The sequence below is a fragment of the Brevibacillus sp. YAE8 genome (genome assembly GCF_057543335.1).
The window spans coordinates 223,402-246,892 of sequence record NZ_BAAIYG010000001.1 but is presented as its reverse complement, the minus strand read 5'-3'; the positions used below and the strand labels follow the sequence as shown (position 1 = coordinate 246,892).

Below are 23,491 nucleotides of genomic sequence, written 5' to 3'. Positions count from 1 at the left end.
ATTAAACTCGAAGCGGTGATACGAAGATGGATAAATTGAAGAAGTACATTTACGAGCTGGTCGCAGACCGGAAGCTATCGGCCAAGGAAGCGACGGCATACATCACGAGCCTGCAAAAAGCAAGCGAAGCAAAAAGCGATGACATCGCGATTATCGGCATCGCCGGACGCTTTCCCAAGGCGAATACGGTACAGCAGTTTTGGGAAAACATTCGCTTTGGCCGAGAATGCCTCGACGACTTTCCTGTCCATCGCAAGGAAGATGGACAGGCGCTGTTTTCCGACCGGAGCTTTGCGCACAAACGCTTCAAAAAAGCGGGCTATTTGGATGAAATCAGCTTCTTTGATCCAGACATGTTTCGCATCTCGCCAAAAGAAGCCTTGTCCATGGAGCCTTATCAGCGAATCATGCTGGAGCTTGCCTATGAGACTTTGCTCAATGCCGGCTACGAGACGCGGGAGATCAGCGGCTCCAAGACAGGCGTTTTTATCGGCAAAGACCATGTGACAGGGATCGAGTACCGCCACTACGTCAGCCCGGATATTTTCAGCCTGACCGGCTCGTGGCCGGGAATTTTGGCAAGCCGCATCTCGTACGTCTACAACTTGAAAGGGCCGAGCATCGTCTTCGATACATCGTGCTCGTCCGGGTTGGTAGGCGTTCATTTTGCATGCGAATCGTTGCGCAGAAATGAATGTGAGATGGCATTTGTAGGCGGCATCAGCGGCCTTTTCTATTTTCCGCCCGTTAAAGAAGACGGATCGCTCGATCAGGTCGAATCCGCCGAAGAGAAGATTCGCGCGTTTGACAAGGAAGCGACAGGCACGGTATGGGGCGAGGGGGGCGGAGGGCTGCTCTTGAAGCCGTTGTCCAGGGCGCTTGCGGACAACGACGTGATTTACGCCGTCATCAAAGGCAGCGGGATCAACAACAACGGCCTGTCCAAAGGCATTACCGCCCCCAACGGGGAGGCGCAGGAAGCGCTTTTGAAAAGCGTCTGGAAGCAGGCGCAGATCAACCCGGAAACGATCCGCTACATCGAAGCGCACGGAACAGGCACGGTGCTGGGCGATTCCATCGAATTACAGTCGATCATCAACGCCTTTCAAGCTTTTACGTCCAAAAAGCAGTTTTGCGGGGTCGGCTCGGTCAAGACGAACATCGGGCATCTGGTCGGAGCTTCCGGGATTGTCTCGCTCATCAAGGCAGTGATGATGCTCCGGCATGGGGAAATCCCGCCTTCGCTGCACTTCCAGTCGCCCAGCCCATACATGGACCTGACCAACTCGGCCGTGTTTGTCAACGACGCGCTGACGAAATGGGAGCAGCAGGACCAGCCTGTTCGCATCGGGATTAACTCGTTTGGATTCAGTGGAACGAATTGCCACGTTTTGCTCGAGGAACCGCCCAAGGCCGTCCGGCAAGCCAGCCGCGGACAAGACAGCTACTTGCTTGTCCTGTCGGCGAGAAGCGAGCAAAAACTCCAGGAGTTGGCGAAGCAATACCAGCAGTTTTTACTGGCAAACCGGGACGTCCACCTGGGGGATTTGTGCTTTACCGCCAGCGCGTCGCGCCATCATTATGCGCACCGGGCGACGATTGTGTTCGACAGCTATGAAGATTTGTTAGTGAAGGTAAATGAGCTGAAAACGGCGAACCGCGTATCCGCGTGGACGGCAAACCCGGCGATCCGCTACCAACGGCACGAAGTCGTGCCGGACAACAAGCAGACAGTCGAGGCGTGGGAAATTAGGGAACGAGCGAAAAAATCGTTAGATAGGCAAGCAAACGAAGCGATCAAGGAATGGATCGGGAAGACATCTGACCAGAGGCTGATCTGGGAGCAGGTCGCGCCGCTGTACATACAAGGAGCAACCATTGACTGGGGGATGCTTTACTGTGGTGGCCGCAAGCTGGCGCTGCCGGGAAATATACTGGAGCGGCAAAAGTTTTGGCCCGCAGGCGCACAGCCCAAAAAAGCAGAGGCAGACTTTCTTTACCAAGTGGCCTGGAAGGAAGAAGCTCTGCCCGCCACAGACAGCGAGCAGCAAACGGCTTGCGATACGGTGCTGCTGATTGTCGATGCGGCAGATACAGCCATCTGGCGGGCGCTTTTTTTGCAAAAACACCAAGCGAGACGCCTGGTGACAGTCGAGCTGGGAGCGCGCTCTGCGCAAGTCGCGCCAGACTATTTCCAGGTTTCGCGCACGCTGGACGATATCGCCGCCTTTTGCGCGCAGCTCGATTTGGCGTCGCTCGCTCAGATTGTGTTCATGCCTCCGGCTCGCGCTGCACTGCCGGAGTCGTTGGCCGCTTTTCGCTCGGCCATGGAGCAGACCGCCGGGTCGCTGCTGCTTTTCGCCAAAGCGCTCGCTACGACAGGCAAGCTGGCAAACGAAATCGACGTCGTCCTGATGACGCAAAACGCTCAGGCGGTACAGCCGGGCGATGCGGCCTGCGATCCTTTTCACCATATGCTGGGCGGACTGGGAAAATCGCTTCGCCAAGAAAACTACGGCCTGTCCGTGCGCCATATCGACATCAGCCCGGACGGCTTCGCGCCTGAGCCGCTTTTCGCCGAGCTAGGGCGGAAAGGGACGGACTACTCCGTAGCGCTGCGCCAAAACCGCCGCTACATCGAAATTATCGAAAGAGCAAAGCAGCCGGGCGCGCAGGAGGACGGCTTCGCGGTCGAAGCAGGCGATGTGTTTCTGCTAACGGGCGGTCTGGGCCAGTTGGGAACGGAAGTATGCAAGTACTTGAGCCAAAAAAACAAAGTCAAGCTGATCGTGCTCGGCAAGACGATGCTACCGGAACGGGAGACGTGGCCGGCCGTGCTGCGGGAGTCGCCAGACATAAGCTTGGCGGATAAAATCAATGCGGTGCTCGCTGTGGAAGCGCTAGGCTCCACGCTCGACTACCACTGTGTAGACATATGCGACGAAGCGCAGTTGCAGCGAACCGTTCAGGCGATCCGCCAGACACACCAGCGGCTTGCCGGAGTGATTCATTGCGCGGGCATAGGCGTTGGCGAACTGGAAGATGCGGCGCTCGGCGAAGCGGAGTTTGCGCGCAGACATGCCGTGAAAACAGACGGGAGCTGGCTCTTGTACACGCTTACGCAGGAGATCGACACCGGGTTTTACCTGTTCTTTTCCTCGGCGGTATCCGTCACGGGTGGACGCGGGGCGCTTGGCTATGCCACTGGCAATGCCTTTTTGGACGGCTGGGCAGAAGCGATCAGGCGGCAAGGCAAAAAAGTATTCTCCATCAACTGGGCTACGTGGGAGGAGACGGCCGAGCGGCTTTCGATGCAGGAGGAACGGCACGTTTTCCGCTTTCTGCCTACCCATCAGGCGCTGCAAGCGCTCGACTCGATTCTCCGCCGCCAAATGTTCCGGACAATCGTCGGCCAGTTCAATCAGGCGAACGAGCTGTTAGAGCTTGCGCACATCTGGCCGTTCCGCTTGGCAGATGAAGTGAAGAAAGACGTGTTCCGCCAGACGGCAAAGCCGGGGCGTGCAGCCGCCGCACCTGTACCCGTGACGCTCAAGGAGCAGGACGGATTTACCGCGACGCAAAAAGAGCTGGCACAGGTATGGGCAGAGGTGCTCGGACTGTCCTCGATCAGCCTGTTCGACACGTTCCACCAGTTGGGCGGCGATTCGATCCACGCTGCCCAGTTGTACAAGCAGTGGAACGAGAAGTACCCGGGCACGCTTCACGTCGCAGACCTTTACCTGTATCCGACCATTTTTGAAATGGCGAACTACTTGGACGGCAAAAAGGTGCCAGAGCCTGCCGCGCTTACCGTCGAGTCGATCCTCGAAGGGTACAAAACGAGCAAATACTCGCAGGAGGAAACCAAGCGGCTGCTGGAACAGTGGACCGCTTTTTCAGCAGGCGAGACTGCGCCGTCCGAACAAAAGGACGAGTATGCGATCATCGGCTACGCCTGCCAATTTCCGCTGGCGGAAAACGCCGAGCAGTTTTGGACCAACCTGACCGCAGGCGTCAATGCGATCCGCCCGTTTCCCGCCTCCCGAAGAAAGGATACCGACCGCTTTTTGAGCGCAACCCAAACCTACTGCCAGGGCGGCTACCTGGAACAGATCGACCGCTTTGACTCCGCGTTCTTCCACATCGCGCCCAAGGAAGCAGAGCTGATGGACCCGGAACAGCGCCTGCTTTTGCAAAACGTGTACGAGGCCCTGGAAACGAGCGGGCTTGGCGGGAAAAGCCTGTTCGGGACGAAAACGGGCGTGTACATCGGCAAAGACACGACCGGGCGCAACGAGTACAACAACATGATTGATATTCAGCACCCGCTGAAGGTCACCTCTGGCTCGACAGGCATACTCGCGAGCCGGATCGCCTATTTCCTCAATCTGAAAGGCCCTTGCCTCGTTGTGGACACAGCGTGTTCCTCGAGTCTCGCAGCACTGTGTCTGGCCGCCCAGGCTTTGCAGGCGGGGCAAATTGACGTGGCGATTGTAGCGGGCGTGTCTTTGGCCTATTTGCCGACGCAGCACAATTCGCTGATTGATTCCGCCGACGAGACGATTCGCCCGTTCGATGCGCAGGCAAACGGCACGATGTGGGGAGAGGGAGTAGGCACGATTGTGCTGAAGCGGCTCGATCAGGCGGTGCGCGACAACCACGCCATTCACGCTGTAGTCAAAGGCTCGGCGATGAATAACAACGGAGCGTCGAACGGTATTACCGCACCGAATGCGGAAGCGCAGGAAAAAGCGCTGGTCGAGGCGTGGCAGGCAGCCAAGATTGATCCCGAAACGATTACGTATCTCGAGGCGCACGCCACCGGAACGAGATTGGGCGATCCGATCGAGCTGAAGGGCATCGCCAATGCTTTTCGCAGATTTACCGATAAAAAGCAATTTTGCGGGGTCGGTACGGTAAAAGCGAACATCGGCCACCTGGTCGGAGCGTCGGGGATGGCTTCGGTCATCAAAATGATTTTGGCCTTCAAGCACGGGCAATTGCCCCCGGTCGCCAACTTCCGGCAGCCGAATCCGTTCATCGAATTTGCCGATTCTCCGGTCTATGTCAACGACAAGCTGCAGAAATGGCGTGCAGCCGAGACGCCGCGCCGATGTGGCATCAGCTCGTTCGGATTCAGCGGGACGAATTGCCATGTGCTGCTGGAAGAACCGCCTGCGTCCACTCCGGCGAAGCGCGAGAGCAGTCCGGGCTGGCAGCTTCTCGCATTGTCGGCGAAGACGAAAAGCTCCTTGCGCGCGCTACTCAGCCGCTACGCCCGATACCTCAACGAGACGCCGGCGGTCGATGTGCCCGATTTGTGCTATACGGCCAATGCGACTCGCGGCCATTACGAGCACCGCGTAGCGATCCTGTTCCGCGATCAGGCCGAGCTGCGGGAAAAATGCAAATACGCGGACGCGACAGGGCTGGAAAATACGCAGGAGGCTGCCGAGCGCGGGATTTTCTACAAGGCGAGCCGCGTCATCGTGGACGAAAACGATCCGTCTGAAAACGGGATCATGGAGGAAGAAAAAGTCAAGCGGACGGCGCTCGCGGAAAGAACGATCCGGCAATACAAGGAAAACGGAACCGCTTTTGCGCTGGACAGCCTGCAAAACATCGCCGCCATGTACACGGACGGGGCCGATATCGAGTGGCAGCGCCTGTATGCAAAAGAGCAGCACCACATCATCGCATTGCCAGCCTATCCGTACGAATCGGTCCGTCACTGGATCGGGACCGGGCCGCAAAACTCCGAAGGCCCGGCGCAAACAACAGACACATGCTATCGCCTGCATTGGGTGCGCGACGACAAAGCGACAGCGCCGTTGCGGCAAGCTGGCGCGAAACCGGGCACGTGGCTGTTTTTGAGCGGAACGGGCTACAGGAGTCATGAGTTGCTCGTGGAGCTACAAGCGCGGGAAGCGGATGTCATCGAAGTTGCTTTCGGCGCTGCTTTTGAAAAAGGCGGCGATCATCAATACAAGATCGGCTCGGCGGACGATTTTCCGCGCTTGCTGCAAGAGCTGGCGCACCGGGACATTCGCCACATCGTCCACTGCATGGGCATGACGGAGGAGAAGCTCGCATGTGCGGACGACTTTCACGAGTGGGAAAACCGGAGCGTCTACAGCTTCTGCCAGCTTGTGTGCGAGCTGTTGAACCAGTCGTATCACCAGGAGATCAACCTGTATCTTTTGGGTGACCAGGCGTTTTCGGTGACCAGGCGAGAAGCCGCCTTGAACCCGCAGCACGCCGTTTTGTTCGGCCTGGCAAAAGTGGTCGCGCAGGAGTACCCGCAGTTGAAATGCCGCTGCATTGATCTGGACAGCGCTACTGCGCCGTCTACGCTCTGGGCTGAGTGGGAAGCGGGAGAGGAAGACTTCCAGGTGGCGTATCGGGAAAATGTCCGATATGTCGAACGGCTGGAAGCGCAGACGCTGCAAGCGGCAGAGCCGCAGGCCGTCTCCATCCGGGAAAACGGCGTCTACCTGGTTACGGGCGGGCTTGGCGATATCGGGCTGCAGGTTGCTCATTATCTCGGCAACAAGCAGCCCGTGCACCTGTGCCTGCTCGCCAGAAGCGCCTTTCCTGCGCGCGAGCAATGGGCCGAAATTGTCCGGGAGCAGCCCCATTCCGCACTGGCGGGCCAAATCGGGCAAATCCGCAGCATCGAGGACAGCGGGTCCAGCGTAGAAGTGCATACGGTGGATGTGGCCGATGAGCGCAGGTTGGCCGATGTGTTGCAGACGATCCGCCAGCAATACGGTGCGATCCATGGCGTTTTCCATTGCGCGGGTGTGGCAGGCGAAGGTCTGCTCATCAACAAAGGACGAGCCAAAATCGCGCAAGTGCTCGCTCCAAAGGTCGTCGGCACCTGGCTGTTGGACCGTTACACCGAGCAGGACCGCCTCGACTTTTTTGTCCTGTTTTCCTCGGTAACCAGCTTGCTCGGCGGGCTCGGACAGGCGGATTACACGGCGGCCAACGCCTATTTGGACGCGTTTAGCGACTACAGGCAAGCCAAAGGCCGACAGAGCGTGACGATCAACTGGCCTGTCTGGAACGACACAGGCATGGCGGCGCGATACCGCATCCAGAAAGAGGCTTCGCCGTTTTGCGGCATGCATCCGGACAAGGCGATCGGCATTTTGGATGCGGTGCTGAGACGAAAGCTCGCGCGCGTCATCGTCGGCGAACTGAACGAGGCGCATTTTCAGACCCACCGCTATCCGTTGCCTTTTGCCATCTCGCCGGAAATCAGGAGCATGTTCGCGCGTCCTGTTGCTTGGGAGCCGGAGACAGCGGACGCCACACCGCTTGCGCCGATGCTCACAGGCAGGACCGACCACACGTACAGCGCGGTGGAAACGCGCCTGGCCGCCGTTTGGCAAAAAGTATTGGGGATCCCGGAAGCGAATGTGTACCAGTCTTTTCAGGAGGCAGGCGGAAACTCCATTCTCGCGACCAGTCTCGTCAAAGAAATCGAGCAGCTCTACCCGGGGCGGATCAACATCGCCACGCTGTTCGCCTATCCTTCGATTGCGAAAATGGCGGAATATCTGGAAAACAAGCCGAGTGCCCACGAGACGTCCCGCAAGGCCGGGGAGAGCGAGACTGTCCCCTTGCAGGACAAACTGAGCGATTTTCTCAAGGGCAATGTTTCGATGGAAAACATATTGGACTACCTAGACCAGAAAGAGTGGGGAGAAGAAGATGAGTAGCCGAAAAGAGATGAATGACAGCATCCTGCAACTGCTGAAAGCGGGACATCTCAGCCAGGAAATGGCGGTTTCCATTTTGGAAAAGCTGAATCGCCATCCAGAGCGCAAGAGCCGTCAGGACATTGCTGTCATCGGCATGGCCTGCCGCTTCCCCGGAACGAGCAGCCCCCAGCAGTTTTGGGACAATCTGGTCCAGGGAGTAAACAGCATCGGCTACTTTCCGGAAGAGCGGTTGCGCGATTTGTCCGGCTTCCTGCCAGAGCTGGAAGAGATGCTGGAGAGCGCCCATCACCAGGCTGGCTACCTCGATCAGATTTGCTGCTTCGATCACTCTTTTTTCCAGATCGGACAAAACGAAGCGCTGGCGATGGAGCCGTATCAGCGCCTGTTTCTGGAGACGGCCTACCACGCGCTGGAGGACGCCGGATACGGGGGAGCGAGGCTGAAGCATTCCAACACGGGCGTGTTTGTGGGACTGGAGACGGCTTACCAGTCCCATTATCGCTCGCTCTTGCAAAACGAAGATATTTCTTCGCTGGTCGGCTCGCTCGTGGGGCTGTTGTCCAACCGGATTTCGTATTTTCTGGACTTGCGCGGGCCTGCTTTCGTGCTCAATACGGCGTGCTCATCGGGGCTTGTCGCCTTGCATCAGGCGTGCACGGCCCTGGCGAACAACGAATGTGAAGCAGCGCTGGTCGGCGGCGTGAATCTGATGGTCATTCCGCAGGTGACCGGGAAGCTGCACGATCTGGAGACGTCGGACGGCAGAGTGAAGGCGTTTGACAAACAGGCGGACGGAACGATCTGGAGCGAAGGAATCACAGCCGTGATGCTCAAGCCGTTGGCGAAGGCGCGCGAGGATCGCGACCCGATCTACGCGGTTATTAAAGGAAGCGGCGTCAATGCCGACGGCGCTTCCAACGGCTTGACCGCCCCCAATCCGGATGCCGAGACGCAATTGTTTTTGCGCACGTGGGAAAAAGCCAAAATCGATCCGCTGTCCATCTCGTACATCGAAGCGCACGGCACAGGGACGCTGTTGGGCGATTCGATCGAATTGCAGGCGATCAACGACGCCTTTCAAAAATCTGCGTCCCGGCCCCATGTGTGCGGGATCGGCTCGGTCAAGACGAATATCGGCCATACGGTTGCCGCATCGGGTCTGGCGTCGCTCATCAAAGTCGTGCTCGCCCTCCGGCACAAAAAAATTCCCGCTACGCTGCACTACCAGTCTCCGAACCCTTTTCTCGATCCGCGCAACGCTGCGGTCGAAATCGTGACCGAGCTAAGAGACTGGAAAAGAGGGGGCACCCCGCTGCGCGCAGGGGTCAATTCCTTTGGCTTCAGCGGCACCAATTGCCATGTCGTCGTGGAAGAGGCGCCGGAAAGCGACCGCCCGGAAACGGAAACAGAAGCGGAGCCGTTGCCGCCGGTGCATCTTTTGACGCTCTCCGCCAAAAGCAAGTCGTCCTTGGCGGAGTTGCTAAAAGCCTACCATTCCTATTTGCAAACTCACTCATCCGTAAATTTGGCGGACTTGTGCTATACGGCAAACACGGGTCGCGGGCAATACGAAAACCGGGTCGCGTTCGTATTCCAGTCGATAGAAGAGTTGCGGCAGCAATTGCGCGTAGCCGATTTGTCCGGAGCAGAAGGGGCGAAAGACAAAGGAATGTACCTCTTTGAGAGTGCCGAATCCAGCCGTGACGGCAGCACTCCCGCCAGCTCTTTTGCTGGCTTGGGCGAGCATGCCGAGACTGACGGTGACGGCTGGCTGACGAAAGCGTCGCTGGAAAAGCTGGCGGAGCAATACGTCGCGGGAATGTCGATCCCGTGGGAGACGGTGTACCGCCAACCGCGGCAAAAGCTGAATTTGCCCGTGTATCCCTTTGAAAAAATCAAAATCTGGCCGACGGCGGACAAAAAAGCGCAAGGCCCTTTGCCAAGCGCATCGGGAACAAGCGGGCATGCGAGCGAAGCGCCAGCCGCACTACCCGCAGCCGAGCAGGCTCTCTATCAGCGCATCCAGTGGGTCGCTGCCGAGCCTTTGTCCACACAAGCACAGAAACGAGCGAAGGTGCTGGTCATCACCGACTCTACCGATTGGGGCTACGAGCTGGCCGACGCCATCGCGACGCACAGCGAGCGCGTCGTGCATGCCCGGCTGACGACTGCCTATCGCCAAGAAAGTGCCACCGAGTATGGGCTTACTTGCTCGCAAGCCGATTTTGAGCGGCTCATTCGCGATACAAGCGAGGCTGCTTCTAGCAAAGTCGTATTCGCGGTCGCAAAGGCGCCCGGACCGGCCAGCGACGATGCCGAGCAGCTTTTGCACGCGCTGTTTTTCTTGACGAAAGCATTGGCGAAAAATCGTCCTGCCCCCAGCGAAATCGTCTTGGTCGGGAAAAACGCCCAGCGGGTTCTGCCGGACGATCACACCGTCCAGCCGGAGTTCGCGGCCTTGTTCGGATTGGGAAAAGTCATTCGCGAAGAGTACAGCGCACTTCCTTGCAAGTGCATCGACTTCGACGATGCCACACCTGTCAGCGACATCGCGGCGGAAGCGTTGGGCAGTAGCGGACATTACCAGATCGCGTATCGTTCTGGACAAAGATACTATCCTGAGCTGGCGCCATTGGATTTGTCCGCAGTCGACGACAGCGGCCTGCGCTTCAAGGAGCAAGGGGTGTACGTCATTACAGGCGGCACGGGCGGCATCGGCCTTGCGCTTGCGAAGCATATCGCCCAGCACCACCGGGTAAAACTCGTTCTCATCAGCCGCAGCGTATTGCCCGAGCGTGCCCTGTGGGACGAGTTCAGCCAGCACAAGCACGATAAGCAGGGCAGGCTGCTTCACCATCTGCAAAGCTTGGAGAGCAACGGCTCCCGGGTGTTTACATACAGCGCCGACGTAGCCAACCGGGATGAGATCGCCGCGGCTATCCGCGACATCTACCGCATCCACGGAAAAATCGACGGCATCATCCACGCAGCAGGCTTGCCGGGCAGCGGCCTGCTCGCCGACAAGGACGAAGCCGATTTTTCGGCCGCGCTCGCTGCCAAAATCAGAGGGACGCAGCATCTGCACGCGCTGACGCGGGAAAATCCGCCTGAGTTTCTCGTGCTGTTTTCTTCCATCGCGGCGGTGGTCGGCGGGATTTACTTGGGCGATTACGTCGCCGCCAATTGCTACCTGGATGCTTTTTCCGGCGTCGCAAGCGCGCCCACGCGAATCGTCGCGATCAACTGGACGACGTGGATGAATACGGGCATGGCGAAAAAGGCAGGGGCGAGCCTCGATGCTGCTTTTCGCTCCCTCTCGCCTCGCCGGGCGGTCAAAGCGTTCGAGCATGTTCTCCGTAAAAACTTGTCCAACGTCGTCATCGGGGAAATCAACACGGACAATGACTTGTTCTGGAACAGCAGCCTGCCGATCGCACTTGCCCCGGAGATTCGGGCGAAAATCAGGCTGCCAGAGGTCGAGATTCAGGTAGAGCTGACGGGCCGGGCGGATGGCGGCTATACCGAGCTTGAACGGCAGCTTGCGCAAATTTGGGGAAACGTCTTCCGGCTGCCAACGATTGATATACACGATCAGTTTTACGAACTGGGCGGAACCTCGATCATGGGCATCAAGATCGCCAACCGGATTAACGAGCAATGCCAGGTCACCCTGTCGGTGCAGGATGTGTTTACGCATTTGTCCATCCCGGACTTGGCCGAGTTTGTCTCGCAAAAACAACGGGAGCGAAGCGGGGAAGACGCTCCGCAGCAAAGAGAAACAGCGCCAGACCAGCGGATCATGCCGCTGTCGCACGCACAGCGGCGCATATGGTTTTTGCAAAAGATGACCCCCGAGCTGGTCGCCTACAACTTGCCGTTTATTCGCACGTATGACATGGCCATTGACGTCGCGCTGTTGGAGCAGGCCGTCGCCTATCTCGCAGACAGACACGTGATGCTGCGCACGAGGTTCACTCTGCAAGACGGAAGTCCTGTGCAAGAAGCGCTGCCGAAGTACCGTCCGGCGATCCAGGTGATCGACGCAACGAAGCAGCCAGACCAGGCGCTTTTTGTGGAAAACAGCATTCATCAGCAGAAAATGCAGCCGTTTGATCTGGAATCGCCTCCGTACCGCATCTATTTGTACCAGCTTGCCAAGGAGCGCTTTTGCCTTTACGTCAATTTTCACCATGTGATTACGGATGGCTGGAGCATCGACATTTTTTACCGCGAGCTGTTTGGCATTTACCAGTCGCTTTTGCAAGAGCAGCCCCCAAGGCTGACCGAGGCGAAGCCCGATTACTTTGATTGGATTGCTGCCCAAAAAGAATGGGAAACGAGCGAAGAGTTTGCCAAGCACGAAAGCTACTGGCTTTCCGAGCTTGCCAAGCCGTTGCCGACGCTGTCGCTGCCGACTGACAAAAAACGGCCGCCCGTCCAGACGTACAACGGTAGCTACCACAAGTTCGAAATCAGCGGAGCGCTTTATGAAACGCTCAAGCGCCACGTCGAGCAGCAGCAGATTACGTACAGCAACGTTTTGCTAAGCGCCTACTTCCTGCTGCTGCACAAGCTGTCGCAGGACGACGAGCTGATCGTCGGTGTACCTACGGCTGGAAGAAATCAAAAGAAATGGGAAGAAGTGGTGGGGATATTCATCAACACTTTGTGCATTCGCCTTTCTTTTCAGGACGTCGCGACGTTTGCCCAGTTGCAGCATGCTGTCCAGCAAAAAGTGTGGGCGGCGATCGACAAAGCGCAATACCCGTTTGACCTGCTGGTGGAAAAGCTTAATCCCGAGCGTGATTTGGCGCGAAATCCCGTCTACAATGTGCTGTTCCAGTTTTTTGACAAGCTGCATCTGGAAAACGACGGGATCAGCCAGTTTGAACTCAGTTGTCTCGCGAAGGAAGGCGATCAGCGGATCGAGATTTCCTTTGAGTACAACTCGGACTTGTTTGCGGACAGCACGATCCGGCAGTTTGCCCGCTTTTTCCTGCACATTCTCGCGCAAGTGACGGAGCGTCCGGAAATGCCGATCAAAGAAGTGGCTTTGCTGACTGGCCCCGAGGCGGACGAACTGCTGCACCGTTTTCAAGGGGCGCACCTGGACTGGCCCGAGCCGCTGCCGCTCCACCAGCAATTTGAAGCCCAGGCGCAAAAAACGCCTCATGCGATCGCGCTGGTCTGCGAAGAGCAGCAGATGACGTATCAGACGTTAAACGAACAGGCCAATCAGCTCGCCTGGCTGCTCATCCGCAAGGGCGTCGGCAATCGTGTGCCCGTCGGCATTTTCGTCGACAGAGGTTTGCAGCCCGTCGTCGGCATCCTCGCTATTTTGAAAGCCGGTGGTGTCTATGTGCCGCTCGATCCGGGCTATCCCGAGGAGCGAATCGCCTACATCCTCGCTCACAGCGGAGCCAGACTGCTTTTGACCGAAAATCGCCTGCTCGAAAAAGCCGGGCGGATCGGACAACAGCAGCAGGTCGACATCGTCAATCTGAGCGTGTTCCAGGAAGCAGCCGCGACGGAGGCCGCTTTCGAGACAACTGCCAATCCGCCGACGGAAAGTTGCGGCGCTGACTGGATGTATATCATGTACACCTCCGGCTCGACAGGCAAGCCAAAAGGCGTGCCGGTTACCCATGCCAACGTCCACAATTTTGTGGCGTGGAGCATCGCTGACTTCCAGTTGCGATCAGACGATGTATTTATGCTCGTCACGTCCATCAGCTTTGACATCTCGGTCTTTGAAATCTTCGCCGCGCTGCTATGCGGAGGGCAGCTTTGCATCGTGACGCAAGAGCGGCTCCGGGATATGGACGGATTGCTCGCGTACATGGAGACGCAGCAAGTTTCGGTTTGGCATTCCGTCCCGAGCTTGATGGTACAGCTCACTACGTTTTGGAAAGCCAACAAGGAGCGGTACGGTCATTCTCCCGTGCTGCCAGCGCTCAGGCATGTGCTGCTGGGCGGGGAAGCGTGGAGCTTCGCCCTGGCGAAACAGGTGCGGCAGATGCTGCCGTTTGCCGACATTCGCAACATGTACGGACCGACCGAGACGACGATCTGGGTGTCCAGCTACAAGGTGGAGCCAGACGCAGACGCCCCTTATGGAGCTGTACTCATCGGCAAGCCGATTGCCAATAATCAAATCATCATTTTGGCTCCGGACGGCAACGTTTGTCCGCCGGGCGTGATCGGTGAAATCTACGTAGCAGGCCGAAATGTGACCAGCGGCTACTTCCAGGACGAGGAACGGACGAGACAAGCGTTCATCCGGCGAGCCAGCGGCCAGCTTTGCTACAAGACAGGCGATCTCGGCCGATACTTGCCGGATGGCAACATCGAATTTGTCGGCAGAAAAGACCAGTTGGTAAAAGTGCGCGGCTACCGCATCGAGCTTGGCGAGATCGAGCATGCGCTCCGGGATGCCGCGCCGCTTCAGCAGATCGCCGTGACGACGGTAAAAGACGGGGAGACAAGCAAAATCGTTTGCTACTACACAGCAGACAGACCGCTGCCGATGGGCCAATTGAAGGAGTACGCGCGGAAAAAACTGCCGGAGTACATGGTTCCCGCCCAATTTTTCCATGTCGAGCGATTTTGGCTGACTCCGAACGGCAAGATGGACTGGAAGGCAATGGAGCAACATTGCCAGCAGTTGGACGCGGGGCCTCTGTTTTCGGAAGTCCGGGACGACGTCGAGCAAAAGCTCGCGGAAATATGGAGCAGGCTGCTTGGCGCGCCTAGCATCGGGATTCACGACAACTTTTTTGACATCGGCGGAAATTCCTTGCTGATCGTGCAGTTGCAGGAAATGATTCAGACGGAGCTGTTCCATGAGCTGTCGATTGTGGAGCTTTTCCAATATACGACGATCGAAAAGATAGCCGAACAGATCAAAAGAACGGCCGTGAACCGATCCAGCGTGGAAACGGGACAAAAAAGAGCGGAGCTGCGCAAAAAACGAAGAACGATGCGAAGCTAGGGAGCCGTTTGGGGGAAAGGAAAATCGGAATGGAAAATGCGCATGCGCCAAGCGAGAAAATCGCGATCATCGGCATGGCGGGAAAATTTCCGCAAGCCGAAAATATTCGTAAGTATTGGAACAACCTGGTGGACGGCGTAGAAGGAATCCGCTTTTTCACAAAAGAGGAGCTGTTGGAGTCGGGCGTAGACCCGGCTCTGCTCGCTCGGCCGGACTACGTCCCCGCTTGCGGTCAACTGGCAGGGATCGAATGGTTCGATGCAGCCTTTTTCCACTATACGCCGCGGGAAGCCGAGATTATTGATCCGCAGCAACGGCTGTTTCTGGAAGCTGCCTGGAATGCCCTCGAAGATGCCGGACAAAGCGTGTCGCAGCTTGAGGGTGCGGTGGGCGTGTTCGCCGGAATCGGCGCGAACAAATATGTGACGCATGTGGTCAGTCGCCCCGACTTGTTGCGCATTTTGGACCATCGCCAAATCGAGGTCGGAAACGACAAAGACTTTTTGACGACGCGGGTTTCCTACAAATTGAATTTGACTGGCCCGAGCTTTTCCGTTCAGACGGCTTGCTCCTCCTCGCTGGTGAGCGTGCATCTGGCGTGCCAGAGCCTGCTGAACGGGGAGTGCGACATGGCTCTGGCAGGAGGCGTGTCCGTCCAGTTTCTCGACAAGCACGGCTATTTGTACAAGCAGGGGGGCATCGAATCGCCGGACGGACATTGCCGCTGCTTCGATGAAAAAGCGGAAGGGACCGTCTTCGGCGACGGCGTGGGCGTCGTTGTGCTCAAAAGGCTGGACGAGGCGCTGCAAGACAAGGATCATATCTACGCGGTCATTAGCGGTTCGGCCATCAACAACGACGGCGCAGGCAAAGTCGGATACACCGCGCCTGGATTCGAGGGCCAGATTCAAGTCATTTCCGAAGCGATGGAAGTGGCCGGAGTGACTCCGCACGAGATCGGGTATGTGGAAGCGCACGGCACGGGGACGAAGCTGGGGGACCGGGTAGAGATTGCCGCCCTCAAGGAAGTGTTCAAGGAGCGCGATCCGGCCGATCCGTGCTACATCGGCTCGGTCAAGGCGAATGTGGGGCATTTGAACACCGCTTCCGGCATCGCGGGCCTGATGAAGACCGTTCTCGCCATCCACCACGAAACGATTCCGCCGCTCTTGCACCTGCAAAAGCCGAATCCGCAGCTCGAATTGGAAAACAGCCCGTTCCGCTTGAATAACACCCCGGTAAGGTGGCAGGCGGAGTCGGGAAAAAGAGTGGCAGGCGTCAGCTCTTTTGGCATCGGCGGGACCAATGCGCACGTCATTGTCGAAACGGCTCCAAAGACGCCAGCCCTAGAAGCGGCGAGCGAGTGGAATCTGCTGGCGATTTCGGGGAAAACCAGTGCGGCGAGACAGCGAAACTATGAAAATGTGCTGGCTTATCTCCGCGAGAATCCCGAGGCAAGCTTGTCGCAAGTCGCCTACACGCTGCAAACGGGCCGGGAGCATTTCGATTTTCGCGGGATCGTCCTGTGCCACACGGAAGAGGCGGTTGCCCATCCGGATGCGCTGCGGCTTGTTTGCAGCGAAACGGAGGAAAGCGCGGAAGAGAAAGCGGTCGTCTTTGTCTTTTCCCCGGCGGGAATCGCGTGTGGAAGCACGGCCCGCGACTTGTATCGGCAGTTCCCTTTCTTCCGCGAGCAGATGGACCAATGCTTCCGGTTCGTGGAGCGGGTGCTGCGGCTGGATGCCAAAACATGGCTGGAAAACGATTCGCCCCATGGCCCAATCGCCCAATTCATCCTGGAATACTCGCTGGCGCAGCTATGGCGTCACTGGGGAGTGACACCAAAAGCGCTGGCAGGAGATTGGCTCGGAGAATACGTCAGCGCGTGTCTCGCAGGCGTTTTGGCTTGGGAAGACGCTTTGAAGCTGCTCTGTTTCCGTGGGGACTGTGCTTATGCCATCGCGCTTGGCAAACCGGGCATTCCGTTTTTGTCGAACAGAAGCGGCACGTGGATCACCGAGGAGCAGGCCAGCTCCATGGACTATTGGCGGGAGCTGGTCAGCTTTTCCGGTCAAGGGGTGGATGTGGCTAGCTTGCCTGTGCTCTCCCATGTGCAAAAGCCGGTATTTCTCGAAGTCGGCCCAGGGAAAACGCAGCTTGAACGGCTGGCAGCAAGCGAACGGTTCCGTTCCGCGCCATTGCTGCCGTCCTTGCCCGCCCCCGGAGAAAACGAATCGGCCTGCAAGACGATGCTCGCTTCGTTAGGGCGACTGTGGCTGTACAAGGCGAACATCCGCTGGAAAAACGTCCATGCGCCAGCGCACCCGAGCCGCCTCCCGCTGCCGACCTACGCTTTTGAGCGGCAGTATTACTGGATTGAGCGGGCGTTCGCCGCGCCTGCGGAGACGCTTGGCAATGAAAAGCGTCTGCCTCCCTCTACGCTCCTGATAAGACAGGGCGACGAGTTCATCCAGGACGGCCAGGCCAGCTACACGTTACAAGCGCACCAGATGCGGCAAGTAGAGGAGTTGCTGGCGAGCTTTGCTGCTGATTCTCCCGGAGAAAAGCTCGCACCGCTCGTCAGCGCTTCGGCTTCCGCTCCGGCCTCCGAGCAGCAGCCGCGCAATCAGCGTCAGGAGGACATGGCTTCGTGGCTGTGCACAATTTTGGAGGAGTTGCTCGGAAAAAGCCCGATCAGTGTGGCAGACGACTTTTTTGACCTGGGCGGCGATTCCGTGACGGCCATCCAGTTCGCTTCGCGTCTGAAAGAACATCACATTGAGATTGCCTCCGATCTGCTGTTTGATTACCCGACGATGGAGGAGCTGGCGCGGCAGATTCGGCTGGGGAGCGACAGCCAGCCGTCCACGGAAACATTGGCGGGGGGTTACCCGACGACGCAGGAGCAGCAGGCGCGGCAGATCAACCTGAAAAGCACCAGCCAACCATCCGCCGAAGCCCTGCCAGACTCCGCCCCAAGCACGCTGTTCTACAACGTCGACCAGGCCGACCAGGAGATTTTACTGCGTACAGTGGATACACGGGAAGTCGAAAGCGTCTATCCGCTCACCTTCATGCAGTTACTGGTCCTGAACCACAACATTTTGCACGCGCGGCAAGGCACGGTCAGCCTGCTCGCGTTCCCGATTGCAGAGGAACTGAGGCTTGACCATTTCCGACTGGCCTGGCAGCGGGTTATCGACCGCCATTCCGTGCTGCGGACTGGATTCATCTGGAGAAAAATATCGCATCCGGTTCAATTCGTGAAAAGGCATGTCGACGTTGCCATCGACGTGCTGGACTGGACGAAGCTGTCTGCGGACGAGCAAAAGCAAGCTTTGGCCGAATGGATCGCGCAGGAACGGCAAAAGAGCTTCAAGGTGGACGAAGTTCCGCAAATGCGGTTTCAGCTCATCCAATACGACAAGGCAAGCTACCAGTTTGTCTGGACGTATCAACATTCCTTGTTTGACGGCTGGAGCATGAATCTCATTTTGCAGGAAGTGTGGGCGAACTATCAGCTCGGCGAAGCGCTCATCCGCGAGCCGCAGACGCCCGCGACGCCTTTCCTCGATTATGTCAAGTGGCAAAAAAGGCAGGACGACCAGGAAGCGCGGCAATTTTGGACAGGGGAGCTGGGGCCGTTCCGCTATCGCGAACAGCTTGTGCCGACGACACCGAGCCAGCGCAGCGGCTATGTAAGCGCCGTGAAAAGTGTTGCTCTGGCACAAGACGAGGTCTATACTGTAAGAGAATTTTCCAGAAAGAACCAAATAACGCTAAATACGGTAGTCTTGGGTGCGTGGGGCTTGGCGCAGGCGCGACTGCTCGAACAGCGCGATGTCCTGATCGGGCTGATGACATCGGGACGCGTCCCGGAAATCGGGCAAATGGACAAAATGGTCGGACTGTTTACCAACAGCTTGCCCGTCCGGCTGACCTACAACGACGCGGACCAGGTCAAAGAGTGGTTTGTCGCCTTGCAGAAAAAAATCGTGCGCATTCGCCGCTACGAGCATATTACGTTGCAGCAAATGGCGCAGTGGTCGCAAATTCCGCTCGATTTTTTGCAAACCGTCATCAATACGCGCAGCCTGGTTTATACGCACTTTCCGTTCCAGACGCAAGCTGGCGAGCAAAAGCCGTTTCAGGCAAAGAGCAGCGGGCAGCTTCACCTTCCGCTGCGCCTGTTTGTCAACCCGTCCGAGGACCGCTTCACGCTCCGGGCGGAATACGACAGCAGTCAATTTGCCCACGATGCGGTCGCGCAACTGCTGGAGGAAGTAAAACGTCTGGTAGTGGCCGTCCCGCGAGCTGACGGGATTGCCGATTTGTGGGCAGAGGCAAAAAATCAGATGAAGTAAGGCGCATGCCACGTAGGAGAATGATAAACGCTATGAGAATTGCAATCGTAAACGGACCGAACATGAACCTGCTCGGATTGCGGGAAACCGCGATTTACGGAACCGTCACCTGGAAGCAAATCGAGGACAGGCTGTACAGGCTGGCGGGCGAGCTGCAAGTGGATGTCCTCTTTTTCCAATCCAACCACGAAGGCGAAATTGTCGACTTTTTTCAGCAGCAACTGCACGACCTGGACGGCGTGGTGCTGAATCCGGCGGGATTTTCCAAGACCGGTTACTCGATACTCGACGCGCTGGCCGCAGTCGGCGTTCCCTATATCGAGGTGCACATGTCCAACATTTTTGAACGGGGCGGCTGGCATGCCGAATCAATTTTCTTCGCCAACGCTGTGGGCCACGTGATCGGCTTGAAGGCCAATGTGTACGAGCTTGGCTTGCGAGGGATCGCGCAGTACGTAAAAGAGCAGCGAACATCGATCAGTGGGAAGGAATGGAGAACGGGTGCACATTGAAGTCTACAACGCGAAGCTTCACAATCTGAAAAACATCACCACGACGATTCCGAAGCATCAGTTTATCGTCGTCACGGGAGTTAGCGGCTCGGGGAAATCCAGCTTTATTTTCGACACCTTGCACCACGAGGGGCAGCGGATTTACTTGGAGGCGCTGGGCATCGCGCACGATGTCCTGCACTACGACTCGTTTGACATGATTCAGGGACTCAGCCCGACGATTGCCGTGCAGCAGCGAACTGTCAGCAATCTGAATCCGCGCTCGGTCGTCGGCTCCGTCACCCGCATTTTGAACCTGCTGGCGATCATTTACGCCCAGGAAGGACAGCGGGCAGGCAAGGAGATAGCCTCGCACCAGCCAGACGAATTTGTGCCGGGGCTGTTCATGTTTAACTCCCCGCATGGCTCATGCCCGGCCTGCGGCGGCAGGGGAAGTGTCGTCGAGGTAAACGTCGAGAAAATTTTGCCGTCGGAGCGCGAAACGATTGAACGGTGGCATCAGTTCGCCTACCAGTTCCCGCACGCGAAAAAAGAGGAAAAGGAGTACGTGTACAAGCGCCTCGATAATTTCAGCAAACATTTTCAGGTGAGCGCGGACACGCCTTTTGCCGAGTTGCCGCCGGAAGCGAAGGAAGCGTTTTTGCATTATCGGCCGAAGCGGACGCAGAGCAAAGGCCACCTGATTTTTTACGGAGTCACTGTCGTCATTGAAGAAAAGCTGAAAAAGATCAATCTGCAGCAATTTCCCAATCTGCAGACGACGCGGCCGTGCACGAGATGCCAAGGGTTCCGGCTCGGGCCAAAAGCGCTCTCGATTACGATTGGCGACAAGCATATCGGACAGCTTTGCCAGATGAATGTCAGCGACCTGGCGGCATTTCTCCGCCACTACCAGACAGCGCGGCCGCATACCCCGTTTATTGCCCACTTGCTCGGAGAGATTTTGCGCAAGCTGGATTGCCTCGAAACGGTCGGCTTGTCCTATCTGAACCTGTATCGCGAAATCCCGACGTTGAGCGGAGGGGAGACACAGCGGCTGCACATCATGTCTCACCTGTCGGCAAAGGTCGATTCGATCATCTACATTTTTGACGAGCCGACCGCCGGGCTGCACGAAAAAGAAAAAGAAAAGATCATCGAAAGCTTCCATCGGCTAAAGCAGCAAGGCAACACGGTCATTGTCGTGGAGCACGATGAAAGCGTCATCAAGCACGCCGACTACATCATGGACTTCGGCCCTTTGGCTGGCCAACTCGGCGGCTCTATCGTCTACCAGGGGAGCTACGCCGGCTTTCTCCAGTCGCGCGAATCAATCACGGCCCAGTATTTGCGGAAGAAAAAGCACCCGCCAAAAGAATACGCAAGCGGCGTGGACGCATCCGCTCCCAAGCTGTCGATTTGCAACGCGCGCACGAACAATCTGAAAAACATCGACGTCGCTCTTCCTTTGCGTGCCATCGTCGGCATCAGCGGGCTGTCTGGCAGCGGCAAAAGCTCGCTGGTGATCGACACGCTTATCCCTAAGCTTCAAGCAGCGTTGAAAGCAAAAGCGGGCAAGCAAAAGCAGTTGCTGGAGGAAGAAGAGCACGACAGCGATTACGCCCATGCGCACGCCGATGCCAGGCTGGAAGGCGCGGAAAACGTTGACGGCTGCATCGTCGTCACGCAGAAGCTGGCGCGGCGCCATGAAAACTCTTGCGTCGCCACGTTTTTGGGGGTGTGGGACCACATCCGGCAACTTTTTGCCGCGCAGGAGGAGGCCATCGCCCGGCAGTTTACGCGCAGTTCTTTTTCGTTCAACTCGACAGGCTCGTGTCCGATTTGCAACGGAAACGGGCAAATCAAAAGATGGCTCGGGCAGTTGACGTTCAGCGATCCGTGCCCTTCCTGCCGCGGCAAGCGATTCAAGCAGGAAGTGATGCAGGTTCGCTACAAAGAGCGCACGATCTCCGACATTTTGGAGATGTCGATTTCCGAAGCGCACGCGTTTTTCTCTGACCACGCCAAAATCAGCAAGATGCTCGGCACGATCGAGGAACTCGGCATGGGCTATATTCTCATCGGGCAAAGCCTGACGACGTTGAGCGGGGGAGAAGCCCAGCGGCTGAAACTGGCGCGCGAGCTGGGAAAAAGCAGCAAGGGAAGCTTTCTGTACATTTTGGACGAACCGACTGTCGGCCTCAGTTACTACGACACGGAAAAACTGCTGGTCATTCTCGGCAAGCTGATCGCCAGCGGACACTCCGTCCTGCTCATCGAGCACGATCCGTACGTGCTGTCTTACTGCGACTATTTGATCGAGCTTGGGCCAGGCGCGGGGCACAAAGGCGGCGAGGTCATCGCCAAAGGAACGCCGGAGGAGATCAAGCAGTCGCCGTGCTCGATGATCGGTCCGTTTTTGGACTAAACGGCACGCTTGCTTGCAGCCATGCCCGCAAAATCATGATTCGAAACGGAAAAGAGGAGATGCTTGTGGAGAGCGTAACGCTGCCAGTCGTCCAGCCGCCGATTTTCGGCTATCAATTTTTTGCCTTTCCTCTATGTATCGTTTTGCAGGACAAAAGAAGCCTGCCCTGGCTGTACAGCAATTTTATCCAGGTGTGCTTCGACAAGCGCCCTGATCCGCCTGTTCCGTTTACGTTTTACATTCACGACTATACGTTGAACCCATGGCTGCACGTCGAGCATTTGCAAAGGGGCACGATGAACATCGTCCAAAGGAACATCGTCGAGTTTGTCCGCGATTGCCTCCTGGACGGCTACTATGTGTACCTGAATGTCGATGAGTACTACATTCCCGAGCGCGCCGTCTATCAAAAAAGCCATCTCTCCCACGATGTGCTGGTGCACGGCGTCGATCTGCAAAACGAAACGTTTCAATTGCTGGGCTTTACAGACAAGCAGATGCTCGCCACCACGAGCGCGTCTTTTCAAGCGTTTGCGCAGGCGTATGACAGCATCGCCCGGATCGACCACCAGGCCATTTGCAATCGCATCTATTTGTACAAAATCAAGGAAACGGGGGCGTATGCGTTTGATCTGGCATTGGTGCAGGAAACGCTGGAAGAGTATTTGACTTCCGGCAATACGTCCAGCAGATTTCGCATGGTCGCCAACCCGTGGGATCATTGCGCCTACGGATTGGACACATATCGTTGCCTGCAAGACTATTACGAACGCTTGCTTGCGGGCAAGGCAGGCTTCGACGTGCGCCACGTCCACAGCTTATGGGAGCACAAAAGCTTGATGGTCGCCCGGATCAAATACATGCAGGAGCACACCGACTATCTCGACTCGCCCGACCGGCTTCATGCGGCGTATAGCGAAATCGAGCGCAAAGCGCGGAACGCGCGCAACTTGACGCTCAAGTTTTACATGCAGCAGGAGGAGGCGACGCTGCATAAAATCATGCGCTACCTGGAAGAAATCGCGGCTGCGGAAGCGCTGGCGATCGAGCAGTTTTTGACCGTGCTGCGCAAGCACCAGCCGCAACTGTCGTAGAAGCCGCCCATTTTTTTGCCCGCAAAGCCTTTGCGATTTTCATAACAGTGAACGGAGGAGCGTTGGATGATAACCAAAAACGAAATTGAAGAAAAATTGGTGCACATCTACATGCAGCAGATGCAAGAGCTTCAAGTCGGCCCAGAACAAGTGCAGCCAAGCGGGATTGATTTTTCTTCCCAGCACATTCGCTTGCAGGACGTCGGGATTAACTCGCTCGGCTTCATTCGCCTGGTGGTTGCGATTGAAAATGAATTCGGGTTTCAGTTTGACGATGACATGCTCAATGTCGAACTTTTTGAAACGATCCAGCAACTAATCGCCTATATCGAGGGAAAAGTGAGCCAGTAAGACGAAAACCGCTCGGCTGTTTGCGAGCGCATAACCATTTTG

At 57.0% G+C, this 23,491-nt stretch carries 7 protein-coding genes; all 7 read left to right on the top strand.

Annotated features, from left to right (window positions below; genetic code table 11):
* Positions 1-26 precede the first annotated feature (26 nt).
* Complete coding sequence (locus tag AC27IT_RS00680) at positions 27-7,727, top strand: SDR family oxidoreductase (RefSeq protein WP_487091469.1); 7,701 nt, start codon at positions 27-29, stop codon at positions 7,725-7,727.
* The gene (locus tag AC27IT_RS00675; RefSeq protein WP_487091467.1) at positions 7,720-14,721 is read left to right on the top strand and encodes an amino acid adenylation domain-containing protein; all 7,002 of its coding nucleotides are present in this window, start codon (positions 7,720-7,722) and stop codon (positions 14,719-14,721) included. Before AC27IT_RS00680 ends, AC27IT_RS00675 begins: the two co-directional genes overlap by 8 nt.
* 29 nt (positions 14,722-14,750) lie before the next feature.
* Positions 14,751-19,085 carry a beta-ketoacyl synthase N-terminal-like domain-containing protein gene (locus AC27IT_RS00670; protein ID WP_487091465.1) on the top strand — a complete coding sequence of 1,445 codons (4,335 nt, stop codon included), beginning with the start codon at positions 14,751-14,753 and terminating at the stop codon, positions 19,083-19,085.
* 32 nt (positions 19,086-19,117) lie between these two features.
* The gene (locus AC27IT_RS00665; RefSeq protein WP_025848612.1) at positions 19,118-19,597 is read left to right on the top strand and encodes a type II 3-dehydroquinate dehydratase; all 480 of its coding nucleotides are present in this window, start codon (positions 19,118-19,120) and stop codon (positions 19,595-19,597) included.
* The gene (locus AC27IT_RS00660; RefSeq protein WP_487091463.1) at positions 19,587-22,004 is read left to right on the top strand and encodes an excinuclease ABC subunit UvrA; all 2,418 of its coding nucleotides are present in this window, start codon (positions 19,587-19,589) and stop codon (positions 22,002-22,004) included. Before AC27IT_RS00665 ends, AC27IT_RS00660 begins: the two co-directional genes overlap by 11 nt.
* On the top strand, positions 21,974-23,098 hold the full coding sequence (locus tag AC27IT_RS00655; protein WP_235694776.1) for a cysteine peptidase family C39 domain-containing protein: 1,125 nt from the start codon (positions 21,974-21,976) through the stop codon (positions 23,096-23,098). The genes AC27IT_RS00660 and AC27IT_RS00655 overlap by 31 nt, the downstream gene beginning before the upstream one ends.
* Positions 23,099-23,164: 66 nt before the next feature.
* Positions 23,165-23,449, top strand: a complete 285-nt coding sequence (locus tag AC27IT_RS00650; protein ID WP_025848607.1) for an acyl carrier protein — start codon at positions 23,165-23,167, stop codon at positions 23,447-23,449.
* Positions 23,450-23,491: the final 42 nt, after the last annotated feature.

Bases quoted from the DNA above. Each gene is read 5' to 3' on its own strand.
- AC27IT_RS00680 (WP_487091469.1), top strand. From the start codon at position 27: ATGGATAAATTGAAGAAGTACATTTACGAGCTGGTCGCAGACCGGAAG.
- AC27IT_RS00675 (WP_487091467.1), top strand. From the start codon at position 7,720: ATGAGTAGCCGAAAAGAGATGAATGACAGCATCCTGCAACTGCTGAAA.
- AC27IT_RS00670 (WP_487091465.1), top strand. From the start codon at position 14,751: ATGGAAAATGCGCATGCGCCAAGCGAGAAAATCGCGATCATCGGCATG.
- AC27IT_RS00665 (WP_025848612.1), top strand. From the start codon at position 19,118: ATGAGAATTGCAATCGTAAACGGACCGAACATGAACCTGCTCGGATTG.
- AC27IT_RS00650 (WP_025848607.1), top strand. From the start codon at position 23,165: ATGATAACCAAAAACGAAATTGAAGAAAAATTGGTGCACATCTACATG.